General features: G+C 54.1%; 16 protein-coding genes. 10 read left to right on the forward strand and 6 right to left on the reverse strand.

Annotated elements, in window-relative coordinates; all coding sequences use genetic code 11:
- Window position 1: 1 nt before the first annotated feature.
- Window positions 2-1,741 carry a flagellar basal-body MS-ring/collar protein FliF gene (gene fliF, locus THS5294_RS01080; RefSeq protein WP_072936789.1) on the reverse strand — a complete coding sequence of 580 codons (1,740 nt, stop codon included), beginning with the start codon at window positions 1,739-1,741 and terminating at the stop codon, window positions 2-4.
- A gap of 126 nt (window positions 1,742-1,867) precedes the next feature.
- Between fliF and THS5294_RS01085 the strand changes: the two genes are divergently transcribed.
- The 9 genes from THS5294_RS01085 to THS5294_RS01125 all read left to right on the forward strand — a co-directional run bounded on the left by THS5294_RS01085 (window position 1,868) and on the right by THS5294_RS01125 (window position 10,748).
- Entirely contained in the window at window positions 1,868-2,356 is a 489-nt protein-coding gene (locus tag THS5294_RS01085; protein ID WP_058122269.1) for a flagellar basal body-associated FliL family protein, read from the forward strand.
- 9 nt (window positions 2,357-2,365) lie between these two features.
- Window positions 2,366-2,773, forward strand: coding sequence for a DUF6468 domain-containing protein (locus THS5294_RS01090; protein WP_058122270.1), 408 nt, complete (start codon window positions 2,366-2,368; stop codon window positions 2,771-2,773).
- An 11-nt stretch (window positions 2,774-2,784) separates the two neighbouring features.
- On the forward strand, window positions 2,785-3,372 hold the full coding sequence (locus tag THS5294_RS01095; RefSeq protein WP_058122271.1) for a MotE family protein: 588 nt from the start codon (window positions 2,785-2,787) through the stop codon (window positions 3,370-3,372).
- 3 nt (window positions 3,373-3,375) lie between these two features.
- The gene (gene motA / locus THS5294_RS01100) at window positions 3,376-4,242 is read left to right on the forward strand and encodes a flagellar motor stator protein MotA (protein ID WP_058122272.1); all 867 of its coding nucleotides are present in this window, start codon (window positions 3,376-3,378) and stop codon (window positions 4,240-4,242) included.
- The gene (locus THS5294_RS01105) at window positions 4,239-6,317 is read left to right on the forward strand and encodes a hypothetical protein (protein ID WP_058122273.1); all 2,079 of its coding nucleotides are present in this window, start codon (window positions 4,239-4,241) and stop codon (window positions 6,315-6,317) included. Before motA ends, THS5294_RS01105 begins: the two co-directional genes overlap by 4 nt.
- Window positions 6,318-6,476: 159 nt before the next feature.
- Window positions 6,477-8,555: a flagellar biosynthesis protein FlhA gene (gene flhA, locus THS5294_RS01110; protein WP_058122274.1), complete on the forward strand. Its 2,079-nt coding sequence runs from the start codon at window positions 6,477-6,479 to the stop codon at window positions 8,553-8,555.
- Window positions 8,552-9,322 (forward strand): flagellar biosynthetic protein FliR, encoded by a 771-nt coding sequence (locus tag THS5294_RS01115; RefSeq protein ID WP_233486378.1) that lies wholly within the window; start codon window positions 8,552-8,554, stop codon window positions 9,320-9,322. Before flhA ends, THS5294_RS01115 begins: the two co-directional genes overlap by 4 nt.
- Entirely contained in the window at window positions 9,319-10,407 is a 1,089-nt protein-coding gene (locus THS5294_RS01120) for an EscU/YscU/HrcU family type III secretion system export apparatus switch protein (protein WP_058122275.1), read from the forward strand. Before THS5294_RS01115 ends, THS5294_RS01120 begins: the two co-directional genes overlap by 4 nt.
- Entirely contained in the window at window positions 10,404-10,748 is a 345-nt protein-coding gene (locus THS5294_RS01125; RefSeq protein ID WP_058122276.1) for a hypothetical protein, read from the forward strand. The genes THS5294_RS01120 and THS5294_RS01125 overlap by 4 nt, the downstream gene beginning before the upstream one ends.
- A 48-nt stretch (window positions 10,749-10,796) precedes the next feature.
- Here THS5294_RS01125 and THS5294_RS01130 read toward each other — a convergent pair whose 3' ends face one another.
- Entirely contained in the window at window positions 10,797-11,195 is a 399-nt protein-coding gene (locus tag THS5294_RS01130; RefSeq protein ID WP_058122277.1) for a DUF4864 domain-containing protein, read from the reverse strand.
- 56 nt (window positions 11,196-11,251) lie between these two features.
- A complete protein-coding gene (locus THS5294_RS01135) occupies window positions 11,252-12,826 on the reverse strand; it encodes a lysine--tRNA ligase (RefSeq protein ID WP_058122278.1) in 1,575 nt (524 codons plus the stop codon).
- A 140-nt stretch (window positions 12,827-12,966) separates the two neighbouring features.
- On the opposite strand from THS5294_RS01135, the gene THS5294_RS01140 reads away from it, so the two are divergent.
- Window positions 12,967-13,368, forward strand: a complete 402-nt coding sequence (locus THS5294_RS01140; RefSeq protein ID WP_038007706.1) for a tellurite resistance TerB family protein — start codon at window positions 12,967-12,969, stop codon at window positions 13,366-13,368.
- Between the two features lie 87 nt (window positions 13,369-13,455).
- Here the strand turns inward: THS5294_RS01140 and THS5294_RS01145 are convergent, their stop codons facing one another.
- The 3 genes from THS5294_RS01145 to THS5294_RS01155 form a co-directional block, all read right to left on the reverse strand.
- Window positions 13,456-14,988, reverse strand: a complete 1,533-nt coding sequence (locus tag THS5294_RS01145) for an ATP-dependent DNA helicase (RefSeq protein ID WP_058122279.1) — start codon at window positions 14,986-14,988, stop codon at window positions 13,456-13,458.
- 41 nt (window positions 14,989-15,029) lie between these two features.
- The gene (locus THS5294_RS01150) at window positions 15,030-15,644 is read right to left on the reverse strand and encodes an acyl-homoserine-lactone synthase (RefSeq protein WP_058122280.1); all 615 of its coding nucleotides are present in this window, start codon (window positions 15,642-15,644) and stop codon (window positions 15,030-15,032) included.
- 102 nt (window positions 15,645-15,746) lie between these two features.
- Entirely contained in the window at window positions 15,747-16,460 is a 714-nt protein-coding gene (locus THS5294_RS01155; protein ID WP_038007712.1) for a helix-turn-helix transcriptional regulator, read from the reverse strand.
- Window positions 16,461-16,611 lie beyond the last annotated feature (151 nt).

A 16,611-nucleotide genomic window follows, 5' to 3' on the forward strand; every position in this document is an offset into this window, starting at 1 on the left:
TTTACGCCTTTTCTTCCATCCATCCACGCAGGATTTCGACAGTTTCCTCGCGCCGATCCTCAATCAGTTTGCGTAGCCGATCGACGGGATCTTCGTCCTCGTTGTTGTCCCCGGATGCCATGTTGAAGGCAGGCAAATCCGGGAGATCACCGCCTTGGCCAGATAGGTTCGCCATGTCGAAGTCTGAGACAGTGCCCATTTGAGGCATCGCAAATGGTGCATTATCCTCCTCAATTGTCCCGCTAAGCGCAGGCAAATCCGGTAAGTCGGGCAAGGACGGTGCAGGTGCAGCCGGTGGTGCCATGGAGGGTAGCGCACGGGCGGACCCACTAGGGGGCGTCGCAGTTCCTTCCGGCACGGGCAATGCGGCTGAGGCGGTAGCTGTCGCGTCGGATTTGAGGGCTGGTCGTACCACAAAAAGACCCAACAGCAGTGCAACAAGCCCGAGCAGTGTGACCTGTATGAGGTTTTGAATGTCCAGCCGATCCATGATTCCAGAGGCGCTTGTGAATTCTGCCTCGGGGACCTGTTGGTAGGCTTGATTGAATTGAAGCGTCTGCAATGAGATCGTATCACCGCGCTCCGCGTCAAATCCAACCGCCGACTCGACGAGCTGTTTGAGAGCGTTGAGTTCGTCTGCAGAACGCGGTTGCCACTCAGTTCCGCCGTCTGCATCTGTTGTGGTCGTTCCATCGACGAGGACCGCAACGGAGATACGTTTGATCGCACCGGGGCCTCGTTTGATTTCACGCTCGGTGGCGGACACATCGTAGTTAATACGCTCTCTCGTCGATGCATTCTGCGCATTAGAGGAACTGCCTGCACCACCTGCATCACCCTCTGGCAGATTGCTCGCCACAGTAACCGCGCCGCCTGCGCCAGAATTAGAGCTTTCACGCGTTGTCTCTTCGCTATCAGTGCTGATTACGATGCGGCTATTGGGGTCGAGTGTGCGCTGCACCAAGGTCTCTGCGGCGCGGTCCGTTTCAACGCTGACTTCAACGACATAGCTGTTTGGACCAACGCGCGCTGACATAAGGCGCTCAACGCGCTTTTGCAAAGCCACCGCGCGGCTTTCTTGGTCAAGTCCAGAAACCTGATCCGCATCTGCAGAAACAATGCGGCCCGTCTGCCCATCAATTACAGTGACATCCTCGGGCATAAGGCCCGTAACGGCAGAGGCGACCAAGAATTGAATCGCCCGCGCTTGCGGTTCTGAGATTGCGCCTCCGCTGGTCATTAAGGTGACGGATGCCGTGGTCGTGGATTTGCGTTGGAACGGTGTGTTGTTTGCATTGGCGATGTGTACGCGGGCACTTTTGATGCCTGCACTGCCAGCTAAGGTGCGTGCAAGCTCGCCCTCTTTTGCCCGCCAATAGGCTGCGTCAAACATTTGGGATGTCGTCCCAAATCCAGTCATTTGTTCAAGGATTTCGTAGCCGTTCGCCCCTGTTTGGGGCAGTCCCTCAGCGGCCAGTGTCATTCGCAGACTGTCGCGCCGGTTGCTTTCTACAAAAATGCTTGTGCCGCGCACTTCATGTTTGGCGCCTTGTGCTTCTAACGAGGCAACGACTTCGCCCGCTGAGTTGGCATCAAGTCCGGCATAAAGAAGCGACATGCTGGGAGCACTGGCGATGCGCGCCATCATCAAGACCATGACGAAGACCCCCACGGTTGCGGCCCCGACAATAATGCGGCGTTGCAGCGGAAGCTTGTTCCAGAAGGACAGCAGGTTCTCCACGATCTTCTCCTTATGTACGCGGACGTTCTGCCCGGGTCTTGAGAGTAAGATTGCGCATTCGCCTTAATAATCGGTTAGCCAAACGGTGGTTATAGTCGGACGTGACAAAAAAAGATGGACGCCCAAATGGCTGAGAGCGACGAAACCAAAGATGCCCCTTCTAAGAAGGCCAGCAAGCTACCGCTTATCCTTGCGATTGTTGTCGCGCTCGTAGGTGGGGGCGGGGCTTTCTTCTTTATGTATACGAGTGGGGACGGCACGCCCACGGAAGTCGTAGAGGCTGCCCCCGAGGAAAAAACGCTTAGCCCACTTGCCGATTTAGCCTTTGTTCCGCTGCCCCCAATGGTGATCGCCTTGGGTGATAGTTCCTCGAATCGATTGCTGCGGTTCCAGGCGCAGCTTGAGGTTTCATCAGGTGATGAGGAGGCGGTCTCTTTTCTTGAGCCGCGGATTATGGACGTCCTGAATACGTATCTTCGTGCAGTAGCTGTCGAAGACTTAGAAAGTCGTCGCGCTCTTATTCGTCTCCGGGCTCAGATGCTGCGCCGCATTCAGATCGTGACGGGAGGGGATCACGTCCGTGACCTTCTGATCACAGAATTTGTTTTAACGTGAGGTTGTCGAATGCTGATTGATCTTATTGCTGATGCTCTGCTCTTGGGCGGTGCCGTGTGCGCGTGCGTCTATTGCTTCGTCTTGTCTCGACGTTTGAAAAAACTCTCGAGCTTTGAATCTGGCCTCGGGGGGGCAATTGCGATCCTGTCCACTCAGGTGGATGACATGCAAAGAGTGCTCAAGGAAACGGAGGCGACTGCAGGTGAAGCGTCATCGCAACTCAAGGAACTCGTGCAAGAGGCCGAGGATGCGGCCGGCAATCTAGAAGTTTTGTTGGCGAGCCTAACTGACATGCCTGAGGCGCCTATTACGCAAACGAATATACCAACACATCCAGGCGTACCCGTCGCTGCGCCATCGGCCGCTGTCGAGCCTGATGTGTTTTCCTTTGTGACAGCGCGCGCGCGAAATACTTGAGGGGAAAGTCTATGAACAAACCAAGTACAAAGACGCCAAAGCCGATTCAAAGGCAGATCACACTACTCATCTTGCTACTATTTCTCGCTTCTGCGGGCGTACGCTTTGCTGGTTTGAGTGCAGCATGGGCGACGGCTGAAACGGATGTCGAGGTCACGGATACATTCGGCAGCGACATGTGCATCCCCGATCCGGCGTTTTCAACAATGATGGAAGACCTAACCGCGCGCGAGGCTCGGTTACTTGCCGCAGAGGTCGCTATTGAGCAGAAACGAGTGGATGTGGAGCTGTCACGCCAAGCGATCTTGGAGCAACTCGCCATACTAGAAGAAGCGGAAATGAGGCTAGAAGCCGGACTGGCCGCTTCATCCACTGCGTCAGAAGATGATCTTAGCCAGCTCACTGCCGTTTACCAGGCGATGAAGCCCAAAGTCGCAGCCGAGCTGTTCGAAGCGATGGATCCAGAATTCGCCGCAGGTTTCCTTGTGCGAATGGCGCCAGAATCAGCCGCCGCAATTGTCTCAGGCTTGGAGCCCGCGACTGCTTATGCCGTGAGCGTGATCGTCGCCGGACGAAATGCAAACGCGCTGAAGGAATAGAATATGACCGGAATTATTGGGATCGTTTGCGTCTTTGTCATGGTCTTCGGCGGCTACTTAGCGGCTGGCGGCAAGATGGGCATCATTATGAAAGCGCTGCCCTTTGAGATGACGATGATCGGTGGCGCCGCAGTTGGGGCGTTTCTCATCGCTAACAGCATGTCAGAGGTCAAACATACCCTCAAAGATGTTGGAAAAGTCTTCAAAGGTCCCAAGTGGAAGACTGAAGACTACCGCGATTTGCTGTGCCTCCTCTTCGAACTTATTCGTCTGGCGAAACAGAATGCGGTGGCGGTGGAGGAGCATATCGAGGGGCCAGAAACCTCAAGCATCTTCACGAAATACCCTAAGATTCTCGCGGATAATGAAGCCGTCGGTCTGATTTGTGACACGATGCGCGCCGCGTCGATGAACTATGATGACCCACACCAAGTCGAAGAGGTTCTTGAAAAGAGGATGGAGGCAAACGCCCATCACGCGCTTCACTCCAGTCACGCGCTCCAAACAGTCGCTGATGGTTTGCCTGCGCTGGGCATCGTGGCGGCGGTGTTGGGCGTGATCAAAACCATGGGGTCGATTGATCAACCACCAGAAGTACTGGGCAAGTTGATCGGTGGCGCTTTGGTTGGGACGTTTCTAGGCGTTTTCTTGGCCTATGGCCTGGTTGGGCCGTTTGCGGCGCGCGTAAAAACTGTGGTCGAGGAAGATGTGCACTTCTACCGCCTTATCAGAGAAGTCCTCGTGACCAACCTGCATAACCACGCGACGAATATCTGTATTGAGGTTGGGCGCCAAAACACACCAACGCACATACGGCCATCGTTTGCCGATGTGGAAGAAGCGCTCAAAGACGTGAAGAGTGCGGCATGAGGTTGCTTGCTACCGGCTCCGCCTTGCTGTTCGCTCTATTCACCTCGGCAGCTTCGGCCCAAGAAGAATTGATCGCGCAATCGGGTGAACACGAAACGTTCTCGCGGATCGTTTTCCCTCTGGAGGAAGAGATCACTTGGAGCATTGAGAAATCCGATCGCGCCGTGCGCATTTCTTTTCCAAAACTTGATGCAACTCTAAGTACTGAGGGGCTGCTGTCGCGGCTTCCCACTGGGCGGCTGGATCGTATTAGCGCTGACCGTGGTCTTGTGGAGCTACAGTTAGGATGTGATTGCGATGTTGAGGTTTTTCGGTTTGATGGCCGCTTTGTCGTGATTGATGTTTTGGATGAAGCAAGCCCCACTGAGCCAACAGAAACAACGTCTACCGAACAACCTATATTTTCGTTCGGCGGTGACCAGCCCAACCCTATCGCTACACTCGCAGAGAGAATGCTGCCAACTATTGCACCAGAGATCGACGAAAACGTGCAAAGCTTTTCAGATGATGTTTTGGCATCTGGGATGACTAATGCGGTTGCGGCTCAATTGCTGGCTCCATCTGGTAATCTTGCACCGAATAGTGACGCGAGTGTGGGCGATGGTCCCTCGCAAATTGAGATTAACACGCCTTTGCGAAATCAGCCGCCCCAGGTTGCGATGGCGCAACAAGAGATCTGCGACCTACCTGCCTATGCCGATATCAGCCAATGGCCCCCCCATCAGGACGTTCTTCAGTCTATCGGCCAAATGCGGCGTGAGATCTTTGATGATAGCGGCCAAATCGATCCAGAGCGCGCACGTTCCCTTGCAGCTGGATATATTGCCTTGGGGTTTGGTGCTGAAGCGCGTGCAATCCTTCAAATGAGTAGTCAAGATAGCTCTCTAATGGAAGCCTTGGCCCATATTGTAGATGGCTTGCCTAGTCCTTCGTCCTCGACGCTCCGAGTGGCATTTGCCTGCCCAAACGCACTTGCGTTTTGGGCGGTACTTTCGGTAGGCGCCCTGCCTGACGGCGCAAATCTCAATGAAAGTGCGGTTGAGGTTACTCTGGCCAAAATGGGTCTCGAGTACCGTAATGCTTATGCGGGCAAGGTTGCTGCGAGGCTTAGAACCGGTGGGTATGAAAATGCAGCCCGCCAAATCGAGGGGCTAATGGCGCGAACAAATGGTTCAAGCGAAGGCGAGGAGGAAGTGTATGATCCCGTTGCCTTGGCCGAGCTTCAGCTAGAGGATCGCCTCGCTGCACTCAGGGCGCTTGCCTTCGCAAACACTCCACCATCTGCGCAAGCACTTAATGCTCTGCTGCAAGAGCATATGCAGTCGCGCATTGCTCTAGATGACGCGCTTTTGACCTTTGCAGGCTCCTTCGTGGAGACAGTTGAGGACGACGCTACCCGCATCGGTATTCACGCAGGTCTGCTTTCTGGCCTCGTGCTTTCGGGGTATCCGTTTGAAGCATTACAGTCCTATGAACGGCTTTTGCTCGTTCAGCCAGAACACACCATGGCCCATCTGAATGCTTTGGTATCCTTGGCGACTGAAGTGGTACCAGCGGATGAGTTCGCACTATTTGTTGTCGGGCTAGGTGATCTGGTCACGTCTGATACTGTCGATACAGATACTATTTTGAGTGTGGCGCGGCGTATGGTCGACGTCGGCATGCCAAGCAAAGCGCTTCAATTGATGACGCGCCGGGATTTGGATCAATCGCCAGAAAAGAGACTTATTTCGGCACGTGCCTTTCTGGCGATGGGTGATCCGCTCGAAGCATTATCGCGTGTTGCCACCCTGTCGACGGATGAAGCACGCCAGATCAGAGCCTACGCATATTTGCGCATGGGGAAATATGAAGAGGCTTTCCCATATCTTGCCGAAGCAGATCCTCTGCATGCGCCGGCTGGATGGATTTCCCAGAGGGTGGAGGCAAAGGAAATACAGTCTTACCCTAGGCAAGCCCTTTTGGATCAGATGGATACACAGTCGAAATCTGAGCGCCCGGCTACAATGACAACGCTTTTGGAAGAGACCTCCCAAATGAGGGCCGCCATTCAAGGGCTGCTGCGGGAGGAATAGCCAACGATTGCCTTGGTCAAGTACTTTCAGCACGAGCATAGTGCTACGTGCGCCTCTATTTTCAATCATTTAGTAACTCTGTTTCTCTAGGCTTCTTGGTGAAAGACCTCTGGTATCCACAGTTTCGGTCCCAGATGTTGAACGCCATTGGGAGCCAGAATGGGTTTCATTTCAACATTGTTTAAGCCGACGACGTTGCTTGCATTGGCTCTGATGGCGATCATCGTCATGATGATTTTGCCAATGCCGGCTTGGGTGCTCGACATCGGCTTGGCTGCTTCCTTCGCGCTTGCGATTTTGATGTTCACGGTCACGCTTTTCATTGAGCGACCGTTGGATTTTTCAGCTTTTCCCACCGTTCTGCTCGCGTCTTTGATGCTGCGCCTATCGCTGAACGTTTCATCAACCAAGCTGATTATTGGTGAGGGGCATTCTGGCACCCACGCAGCAGGCAATGTGATCGAAGGTTTTGCCAACTTTGTCATGGGCGGCAGCGTGTTCTTGGGCGTTGTCGTGTTCTGCGTTTTGCTGATTGTGAACTTTGTGGTGATCACAAAGGGCGCGACGCGCATGGCTGAAGTTGGCGCGCGTTTTGCGTTGGATCGGATGCCCGGCAAACAGCTCGCGATCGACAGCGATATGTCCGCGGGTGCCATTGATCATACTGAGGCCAAGCGCCGCCGCGAAATTGAACAAGCTGAAACGACCTTTTTTGGCTCTCTTGATGGTGCGTCAAAGTTTGTAAAGGGCGACGCGATTGCCGGACTTTTGATAACACTCCTTAACCTCGTCATGGGCCTTGTGATTGGCACAGTAGTCCATGGCTTGGATCTAGGTACTGCTTTTGAAACATACGCAATTCTTACGGTTGGCGATGGGCTTGTTTCTCAAATTCCGGCTGTGATTATTTCTATCGCGTCCGCGCTTCTTCTGGCGCGGGGTGGCACGACCGGCGCTACCGATGCGGCGGTGTTTGCACAATTAGGTCGTTACCCAACGGCTCTTATGACCGTTGGCTTTATCCTAGCTCTTTTTGCCTTGGTTCCGGGGCTTCCGTTTATTCCCTTTTTATTGGGCGCGATTGGCCTGTTTGCGGCGGCCTACTATGGTCACCGCGCTGCCCAGCAGGAGGAAGAAAATGAAACTGAGCCTCAACATGAAGACCGAGTGCCAGAGACCCGAATAGGTGATCTTCTTGAACTTGATGAAATCCATGTACAATTTGCGCCTGATTTGGTTTCGCTCGCTCTCGATCCGGCATCTGGGCTGGAGGCACGTATCACAAGCATGCGCGAGCATATTGCTCAGTCCTTTGGGCTCATTCTGCCTGAGGTGCGACTGACTGACGATATCGGTCTGCCTGCTGGCCAATATGTCATTCGCTTGTTGGGCGTTGAACAGGCCAAGGACACGCTGGAGCAGGACAGTGTTTTGGTGCTCCTGCCGGATGAAAATGCAGATACACCGGCTGGGCGCAGCGTGAAAGAACCGGTTTATGGGGCGCCCGCGCGCTGGATACCCAAGAGCGAAGAACAGGCTATGGCGCTTGCCGGGTTTACAACGGTTTCGCCGGGTGAGGTGCTCGCGACGCACCTTTTGGAGGTGATCAAAGGCAACCTGCCGCGTTTGCTGGGGCTCAAGTCGCTGCAACGATTGTTGGATGAATTTACCAGTCCCAGCAATCCGGTGCGGGCATCAAGTAACCGCCGCCTCGTTGATGATTTGATCCCTGACAAGGTGCCGATGGAAACCTTGATGGCGGTTTTGCAGATGCTGCTAAGTGAACGGGTTTCCATTCGTAATCTCCCGCTCATCTTGGAGGCAATCGCAGAAATGCGTGCCGCTCAAGCACCGCTCGAAACCATTTGTGAGCACGTTCGTCAGCGGCTTGGCTTCCAAATTGTAGCTGAGTTCCGACGCGCTGACGGGACGTTGCCCTTGATCCAACTTGCCCCGGATTGGGAGACGGTGTTCGAGTCTCATCAGACACGCGGGGAGCATGGCAATATAGACGTAGCTCTTCCGCCCGCACTGTTTTCAAAACTAGCCTCTGGTATCGGGGAGCGGGTTGGTTCTGCCGCAGAACGGGGCGATTTTCCTGCTCTGATTACGTCGAGCAGGCGCCGAAGATATCTACACACCGTTTTACGTTCCAGTGGCCTCAGCAATCCTGTCCTTGCATTCGAAGAACTTGGCCCAGATGTGAAACCGGCAATCGTGGGCCTCGTCGCCACATGATGGTTGAGATCCAAGAGATATCGGGTTTTGGGCAAGATGCCTTGACCCTCTTTGGCTTCTTATTTCTGCGGATTGGCGCCTTTGTCTCAGTCCTGCCCGCTCTTGGGGATCAGATGATCCCGGCGCGTGTCAAACTGGCCATTGCTCTTGTTGTGGTCGTTAGCGTTTTTCCGGCGGTGACCCTCCCAAGCATCGAACCGGGCGCGCCATTGGTGTTCTTATTCTTTTCAGAAACGCTTGTAGGCTTCATGTTCGGCATCACGCTTCGTTTTCTAAGCCATGCTCTGTTGGTGGCGGGGGCGATTGCGGCCCAATCCACATCCTTGTCGCAACTGCTGGGCGGGCCATCCATCGATCCTCAACCCGCACTGTCTAATATCATATACATGGCGGGTTTAGTGTTGATTATATTGGCAGATCTCCACATTAAAATCATATGGGCACTTGTCGAGCTATATGGGTTTTTGCCCATCGGCGTCTTCCTTTTGCCACTGGATGTGATGACATGGGGCGTGGATAGCGTCGCGAGCATCTTTGGTTTGGGGTTCGTCTTGGCAGCACCGTTCGTTTTGGTTTCCCTCATCTACAACGTTGCAATGGGCATCATTAACAAGGCGATGCCGCAGTTGATGGTGGCCTTTGTCGGCGCGCCGGCAATCACAGCCGGTGGCATGATCCTGCTGTTTATTTCGCTTCCGATCCTCTTGCCGATTTGGTTGCAGCGGTTTGATGCGGTGCTCGCAGCCCCCTTGCAGGCCCTGCCATGAGCGACGATGACAGCTCTGAAAAATCCCATGAGGCGACGGAGCAAAAGCTGCTCGAAGCGCGTAAGAAGGGTGATTTTGTAAAATCAACTGATCTTCATACGGCGGCCAGCTATGCCGGTCTTCTGCTATCCCTTGGGATCGCAGCACCGGCGGCTTTGTCCTATTTTGGACAGTTTTCGAGCGGGCTTCTAGAAAACGCGGATGCCTATTCCGAAACGCTGTTGTCCTCGGGCGGTGCGCATTTGCATGGTGAGATTCTATTAGCCGCAGGCCTTGCCGCAGCGGCATTTTTCATTTTTCCGGCCTTCGGGACGTTGATCTCGTTGGTTGCGCAGCAGGCGATCGTGTTCGCGCCAGCTAAGCTGGAACCCAAGCTTTCAAAGGTTTCGCTTCTGAGCAATGCGAAGCAGAAATTTGGACCCTCAGGCCTGTTTGAATTTCTCAAGTCGGCCGTCAAACTTATCATTATCTCCGGTGTCCTAGTTTGGTTCTTTGCGCGCAATTTGGACCCCATGATTGGTGCGATGAATGCTGAGCCGGGTCAATTGGTGGCGTTGATGGGGGCGCTGCTTCGCGAGTTCCTCATCATTGTGTTTGTGATTGCTGGCCTGATTGGTGCGATCGATTATTTCTGGCAACGCTTTGACCATTTGAAAAAGCAGATGATGTCCCAGAAAGAACTGAAAGAAGAGGCCAAAAAATCCGAAGGTGATCCGCATGTAAAAGGCCAGCGACGACAGCGAGCACAAGAGATTGCGCTCAACCAGATGTTGGCAGACGTGCCTGATGCTGCGGTGGTTGTGGTTAATCCCACGCATTATGCGGTCGCCCTCAAGTGGTCTCCGACTGATCCGACGCCGCCCATGTGTGTGGCTAAGGGAGTGGATGAAATTGCAGCGCAAATTCGCAAAGTTGCTGCAGAACATGGCGTGCCAATTCACCGTGATCCGCCAACGGCACGCGCGCTGCACGCCACGGTGGAAATTGGCGCGCCAATCAATCGCGAACATTTTGCTGCCGTCGCAATCGCTGTTCGTTTTGCCGATGAGATGCGCAAAAAGGCAAAAGGGAGCCGCAGGACATGACACGTAAATTTCAGCAGTTGAATGCGCTTAGGGAACTCACTGAGCTGAAATCAGAGATAAGCCGCGCTAAGCTGTCCGCCCATCGGGCGGAGATCGATGAAATTGCTGCGGTTATGCGTGAAGTCACAGCCGCGCGCGCCACTATCGCCGCCGAAACGCCAACACAGGCAGCGGCCGATGATCGCTATGCCATTTGGGCTGCAAAGCGGAATGAGGTTTTGCAGTCTGACCTGGCCATGGCGATGGCCCGTGCGCAGCCGGTGAAAGAGATGGCGGCCAAAGATGAGGCGCGATCACAGGTGATAAAGCAGTTGATCAAAGATCGAAAAAAGCGACCCTAGGCGCAGGTACGCCTGCCAGTGACATACCAATATGGGTTCAGAACGGCCCTACGCGCCGACTTGTGGTGTCTGCAATACCTGCACGCCATTGATTTTCCAGCTGATTTCTCCCTCAACCATCGTGTAGCGTAGCACATGCACAACACCCGTTTGATCCGTGATCATGACATCCTGAAACGTGCGGTTCGGCTCTGTTTTTAAGGGCAGAAAGTCAACCTGGCCTGGGCGCCAAACCATCGGATAGCCTTGGCGCACCATCATGCCAAATTGCTGAGGCGTTCCAAAGAGCTGGCGGATCGTAGGGCTTGCGTAGGTGAAGGCCGTCGCAAAATCATCCTGTTTAAAGGCTGTGATCTGCGATTGGATCACAGATTGGATGGCCGCTTCATCAGCGCGTGCAGACATCCCAGTCACGATGAGGATCAACGAAAAGAGTAAAGTGCGCATAGCGGCCTCCGGGGTTTTCTCCCCTTTATGCTAGCCGCAATGCGCCGTTTGGCAAATTAGCCGAGCTGACCTTCGAGTGCAGCATCGATGAGCGCAATTGTTTCGGCAACGCCATAAAGGGCGATGAAGCCCCCAAAACGCGGGCCTTGTGACGCGCCCAGAAGGACCTCGTATAGCGCTTTGAACCAGTCTCGCATCGGGTCAAATCGCTCACGCCCACAAGCAAAAACAAGGCCTTGCAGCGCTTCTGCGTCCGCCTCACCCTCCCACGATACTAGCCCCTCGCGCAGAGCGGTCAGTGCCTCGCGTTCGATGTTGCTGGGCGCGCGGTAAGTTTTGTGCGGCTCAACAAAGTCATTGTAGTACCGGACGGCAAAACCTGCGGCGGCATCAAGGCCGGGGTGCGTAGCGGGTGCCGCGTCTGGCGCATAGCGTTGGATGAAGCCCCACAGTTGGTCTTTGTTTTCGGCGTTTGCCACACTTGCCAAGTTCATCAGCATCGAAAACGGCACCACCAAATCCGACTGCGGCACGTCCGCACCATGGATGTGGAATACCGGGTTTGCCGCCTGCTTTTCAGGATCTTGCGTGTGATAGGCGCGAAGCTGTTGATGGTATTCATCGACGGCTTTTGGGATCACATCAAAGTGCATCCTTTTCGCTGTTTTTGGCTTTTGATACATAAAGTAGGACAGGCTCTCAGAAGACGCATAGGTCAACCATTCATCAATACTGATGCCATTCCCGCTCGTTTTTGAGATTTTTTGCCCGCTTTCATCGAGGAACAGTTCATACGTGAAATGCTCAGGCTTCTTGCCCCCAAGGATTTCGCAAATACGGTCGTAAATTGGCGTATTGGTCGAGTGATCCTTGCCATACATCTCAAAATCGACGTCAAGTGCAGCCCACCGTGCACCAAAATCAGGCTTCCATTGTAGCTTTACGTTGCCGCCGGTGACCGGCAGCGTCCATTCTCGACCGGTGTCGTCATCAAATGTGATCTCGCCTTTTTGACCGTCGACATGTTTCATCGGCACATAAAGAACGCGCCCCGTTTCGGGATGAATTGGCAGAAAGATCGAGTAGGTTTGGCGCCGTTCTTCGCGGAGCGATTTAAGCATAACGGCCATGACGTCATCGTATTTTTCAGCCGCGCGCAGCAGTACCGGATCAAATTGTCCAGAGCGATAGAAATCGGTGGAACTGATGAACTCGTACTCAAATCCAAATGTATCAAGAAAGCGGCGTAGCATCGCGTTATTGTGATGCCCAAAGCTTTCGTATTCGCCAAATGGATCAGGAACAGAGGTCAGCGGTCGCTGTAGATGTTCGTCCAAGTCTCTAGGATTGGGCACATTTCCAGGAACCTTCCGCATTCCGTCCAAATCGTCAGAAAAACAGATCAGTTTCGTGGGAATGTCGGAGATCACCTCAAAAGCGCGCCGTACCATAGTGGTTCTGGCAACCTCGCCAAATGTACCGATATGGGGCAGGCCACTGGGCCCGTAACCCGTTTCAAACAGGACATAGCCTTTTTCGGGGGGGCGCTTTTCGACCCGTTTGAGCAGACGGCGAGCCTCTTCAAAAGGCCAGGCCTTGGAGGTGAGTGCAGCGTCGCGAAGAGTGCTCATGATCGGGATTATCCTGTTGAATGCGTCCGGATTTGGACAGATGCGACCACTCCCTATTGCGGGTGGGGTCTGGGGTCAATAAATTGGTCATATAGCCCTTAAACGAAAGCCAGTACGCCGTGACAGAAAACCCCCAAGCAATGACCGCGCAAGACGCGCTGGTCGCATTGATGATCGCGGTTTCTGCGTCGGATGCGAACATTCGCACTTCGGAACTGCTGACGATCCAACAAATCGTAAACCATCTGCCGATTTTTGCAGAGTACGATATCGACCGTATGCAGCAGGCCGCACAGACTGTGTTTGACCTGTTGGAAGAAGAGGACGGGTTGGACGCGCTGTTTGGGTTGATCAAGGATGCGATCCCAGTGTCACATTTTGAGACAGCATATGCGTTGGCTTGTGATGTTGCTGCTGCGGATGGGCGGTTGCAGCAGACAGAGCTCGAACTGCTAAAAGAGGTGCGCTACGAGCTTGCGATTGATCGTCTGCACGCAGCCGCGATTGAACGCGGAGCGAGAGCGCGTCATCTCCCTCTCTAGCGTTCGCACTGAAGAGTGTCGGACGAATTGATTTAAGAGTTTTAAGAAAGTGTTAGGCGCTTACGTGCCGATGACGGGGTTCGTCCGTCATTCATCCGCGGATGTTTGGGTGAGCGTAAACTCTGTGACCGGGGCTTTGAGGTCGTCAGTGCCCAGTAGTCCTTCGGGGCGAGCAAGGGCGTACCGTTTCACCCAAATCAGACGCGATGCGGCGCGAGTAATTGCAACATAGGCAAGGCGCTTCCAAAGAGCTTGGCCCGCTTCCATACGGCCAGCACGAGATGCAGCGTATAGATCCGGTGCGAATACCTGCACTTCATCCCACTGAGATCCTTGAGCTTTGTGTATTGTGACTGCCGCACCGTGTAAGAATGCAGCACCCATATGTGCTGCGAAAGGGAGGAATGGCTCATCTTCATCTGGCAGTTCGATTTTGACGATCGATGCGGCTGAGATCTGCGGGTCCGGTGCCCCGACGACATGAAGTCGTGAAAATCCGGGTTTTCGCCCGGGGCCTAGGTATACGACCTGGGCGCCTTTGATTAATCCGCGGGCTTCCAGGTCAATCCGGCGTTTACGATGTTTAAGCGGCAGCTCGATCCCATCGCATATCAAGGGCTCCCCTGGGAGAAGCGCATCCTCGGGTGCCTCGTGCGCCATCCTAAAAGCACGGATCAGCCGCACACGTGTTGCGTTGCGCCAGACCAAAACGGGGCTGCGGGCCATCAAATCGCTGTTCACGCGCGCTGCAACTTCAACACGCGGATCTTTCTGCGCAGCTTCTTCGATCATGTCTTCAAATCGAGAAAACTCTAGATCGGGGTCGCCAAGCGCATGTGCGAGGTCAAGGATTGGGTTGTCGTCTGCCTGGCGATGGATACGGTTTAGGATCAGTCGTTTCTTGTCGCTGAGCCGGTCAAACACCATCTCTCCGGATTGGCCGACGGGAGCCAACTGCGCTGGATCTCCGAAGAGAACTAGCGTTGGGAAAATCTCACGCAGGTCATCGTACTGTTTTTCGTCCAGCATTGACGATTCATCAACGAAACCAATGTCTAACGGAGATTCTCTGCGCTTCCAGCCTGTGATGAAATCAGAGCCTTTGAGCCCAGCGGCGGCCAATGCTGCAGGGACTGATTTCGTCTCAGAGTAGACACGGGCAGCGCGATCCAATGCCTCATCTGTGATGTCGGCGATTTTGGGACGGTTCCCATCTTCGGCGAGCCACTCTGCAATTTTTTCATACTCAGGGTCGTAGACCGGTGTGTATAGAATGCGGTGAATGGTTGTGGCGGGCACGCCACGGTTGCGCAAAACTGAGGCGGCTTTGTTTGTTGGAGCCAGAACGGCGAGCGTTCGTTTGTCCTTGCGGCTTTTGCCTTCATAATCGCCCGACACTAGTTCTAGACCAGCGTCTTGGAGTGCTTCTACGAGCTTGGCTAGCAGCAGCGTTTTCCCACTGCCAGCCTTGCCGATGACGGCTGTAACGCTGGATTTTCCATCGCCTAGGGGTGTTAACAGGGCATCATCAAGATTAACGCCCGCGCTTTTCAAAATCTTTGAAATGCTGTCAAAGGCTTCGGCCTGATCGTCGGAGAATTTGATGGGTGTTTGCGCCATGGCCGCACACTAGGCTAGGCCATGGCGGTGTGCCAGTGGGATCAGCCGGTCATCATTGGTAGGGGGCCAAATGCGTTTTGGAACCATTGACCGGACAATAACGTTGAGATTTCGGCCTTGGCCGCCATTTTTTCGCGCATGTCTGGCTGGAAGGCCCAAAGCCCAGTTGAGATACCATCTTGTGTTCCCAATACGTCTGGCGCCCAGCCCAAGCGTTTGTAAATACGCGTCATTCTAGCGTCAAACACACCGACGGAGTGGGATAGGTTCATGCCAATTCCAAGCTCAGCTGCGCCCAACATCAAGGCAGCGGCTGTATTTGGTGTGGCGTCGGGTGCAAGGCAAAACCGCGTGCATTCCCAAATCAAAGGGCTGCGAATAGTCACGCCGTCGGTCAGGTGATTGAAAACATCGGCGGTCATATTATCACCGGTGGTGGGCAAAAAACGCATGGAGCCGCCATGTGTGCCATCCGATTTTTCCCAAATCAGGTAAAGCGGGTTCATCGCATCGTATTGGTCCGTTTCCCAACCTTTTTCATCGACGCTGACATCCCACTTGAGGCGATCGCGGAATTGTGTGGCGCGGTCGCGGAACATGGTGTCGGTCAATGTGGGGAAGGTGGCGAGTTCGGTGGCGTAGAGATAGCGGATCATTTTGGGGCTCCTGTCGTCCGTGATAGGGACGAGGAGCTAGGGTCGTGCAGGTTAACGGTTTCCTAGCGTGCGCGAAGACAAAGATCGCGCAACCGCAGCTGCTCAGAGGCAGATGAGCCCCCGCAAAAGTGCGTTTGCAACAGCATGGGTCGTGTTTGCCGCGCCCAATTTGAACCGGGCAGATTCGATATAAACCCGCAGTGTATGTTCCGAAATCTTGAGCCGTTCTGCAGCTTGAGAGCGATTCATGCCCGCAGCCAAAAGCGTCAAAGCATCTGTTTCGCGCGGAGATAATGACTGACCGGCTTTGATTTCATCACTCCCCTCCATCGCGAGTGCACGCTCATTCATATAGTGCGCCGCCAAGATCAGTTCGTGCATGTATTCCGTCGTAAAGGAGGCCCATTGCTCATCACTTGCTTTGTGATTCACTGTGAATAGAGCAAACTGCCCGGCAGGGCCGCGGATAGGTATTGAAAACCCTTGGTTCCCAAGACCCGCAGTAATTCCGTCTCCGAGCAGGGTGCGGGCGCTTTTGTGGGACCAATCTAGGCGTTTCCAATCCACAGGGGTAAAGCGTTGGAAGCACCCTTGCACGACCGGGTCAATTTTTTCGAAACCTTCTGCAACATAGTGATCGACCCAGCTTGGGTCATAGGTCAGCGCGGCGTATTGCTGACCGGTTGATTTAACTGAGTGATAGACGAGGTGCTCAACCTCATAGACGTCGCGCAAGCGAACGACTGACGACTGTAGGTCATCAAGACTTGAAGCCTGAGTGAGGCTGTCCAGAAATGTTTCTAGTCGTCGCGTCATACACCACAGTTCCGTTTTGGCGGTGCAACGCGTTCTCCGCGAGCTCTGCCGCAGCCACGAGTACTGTGTCATCGAGGTGTTCAGCCAATGATGGTAGCTCGTTAAGATGCGCAAATGCCCGCAGGTCGGTCAGCACGTCAATAATCCAGTC

It is taken from the genome of Thalassobacter stenotrophicus, assembly GCF_001458315.1.
GTDB lineage: Bacteria > Pseudomonadota > Alphaproteobacteria > Rhodobacterales > Rhodobacteraceae > Thalassobacter > Thalassobacter stenotrophicus.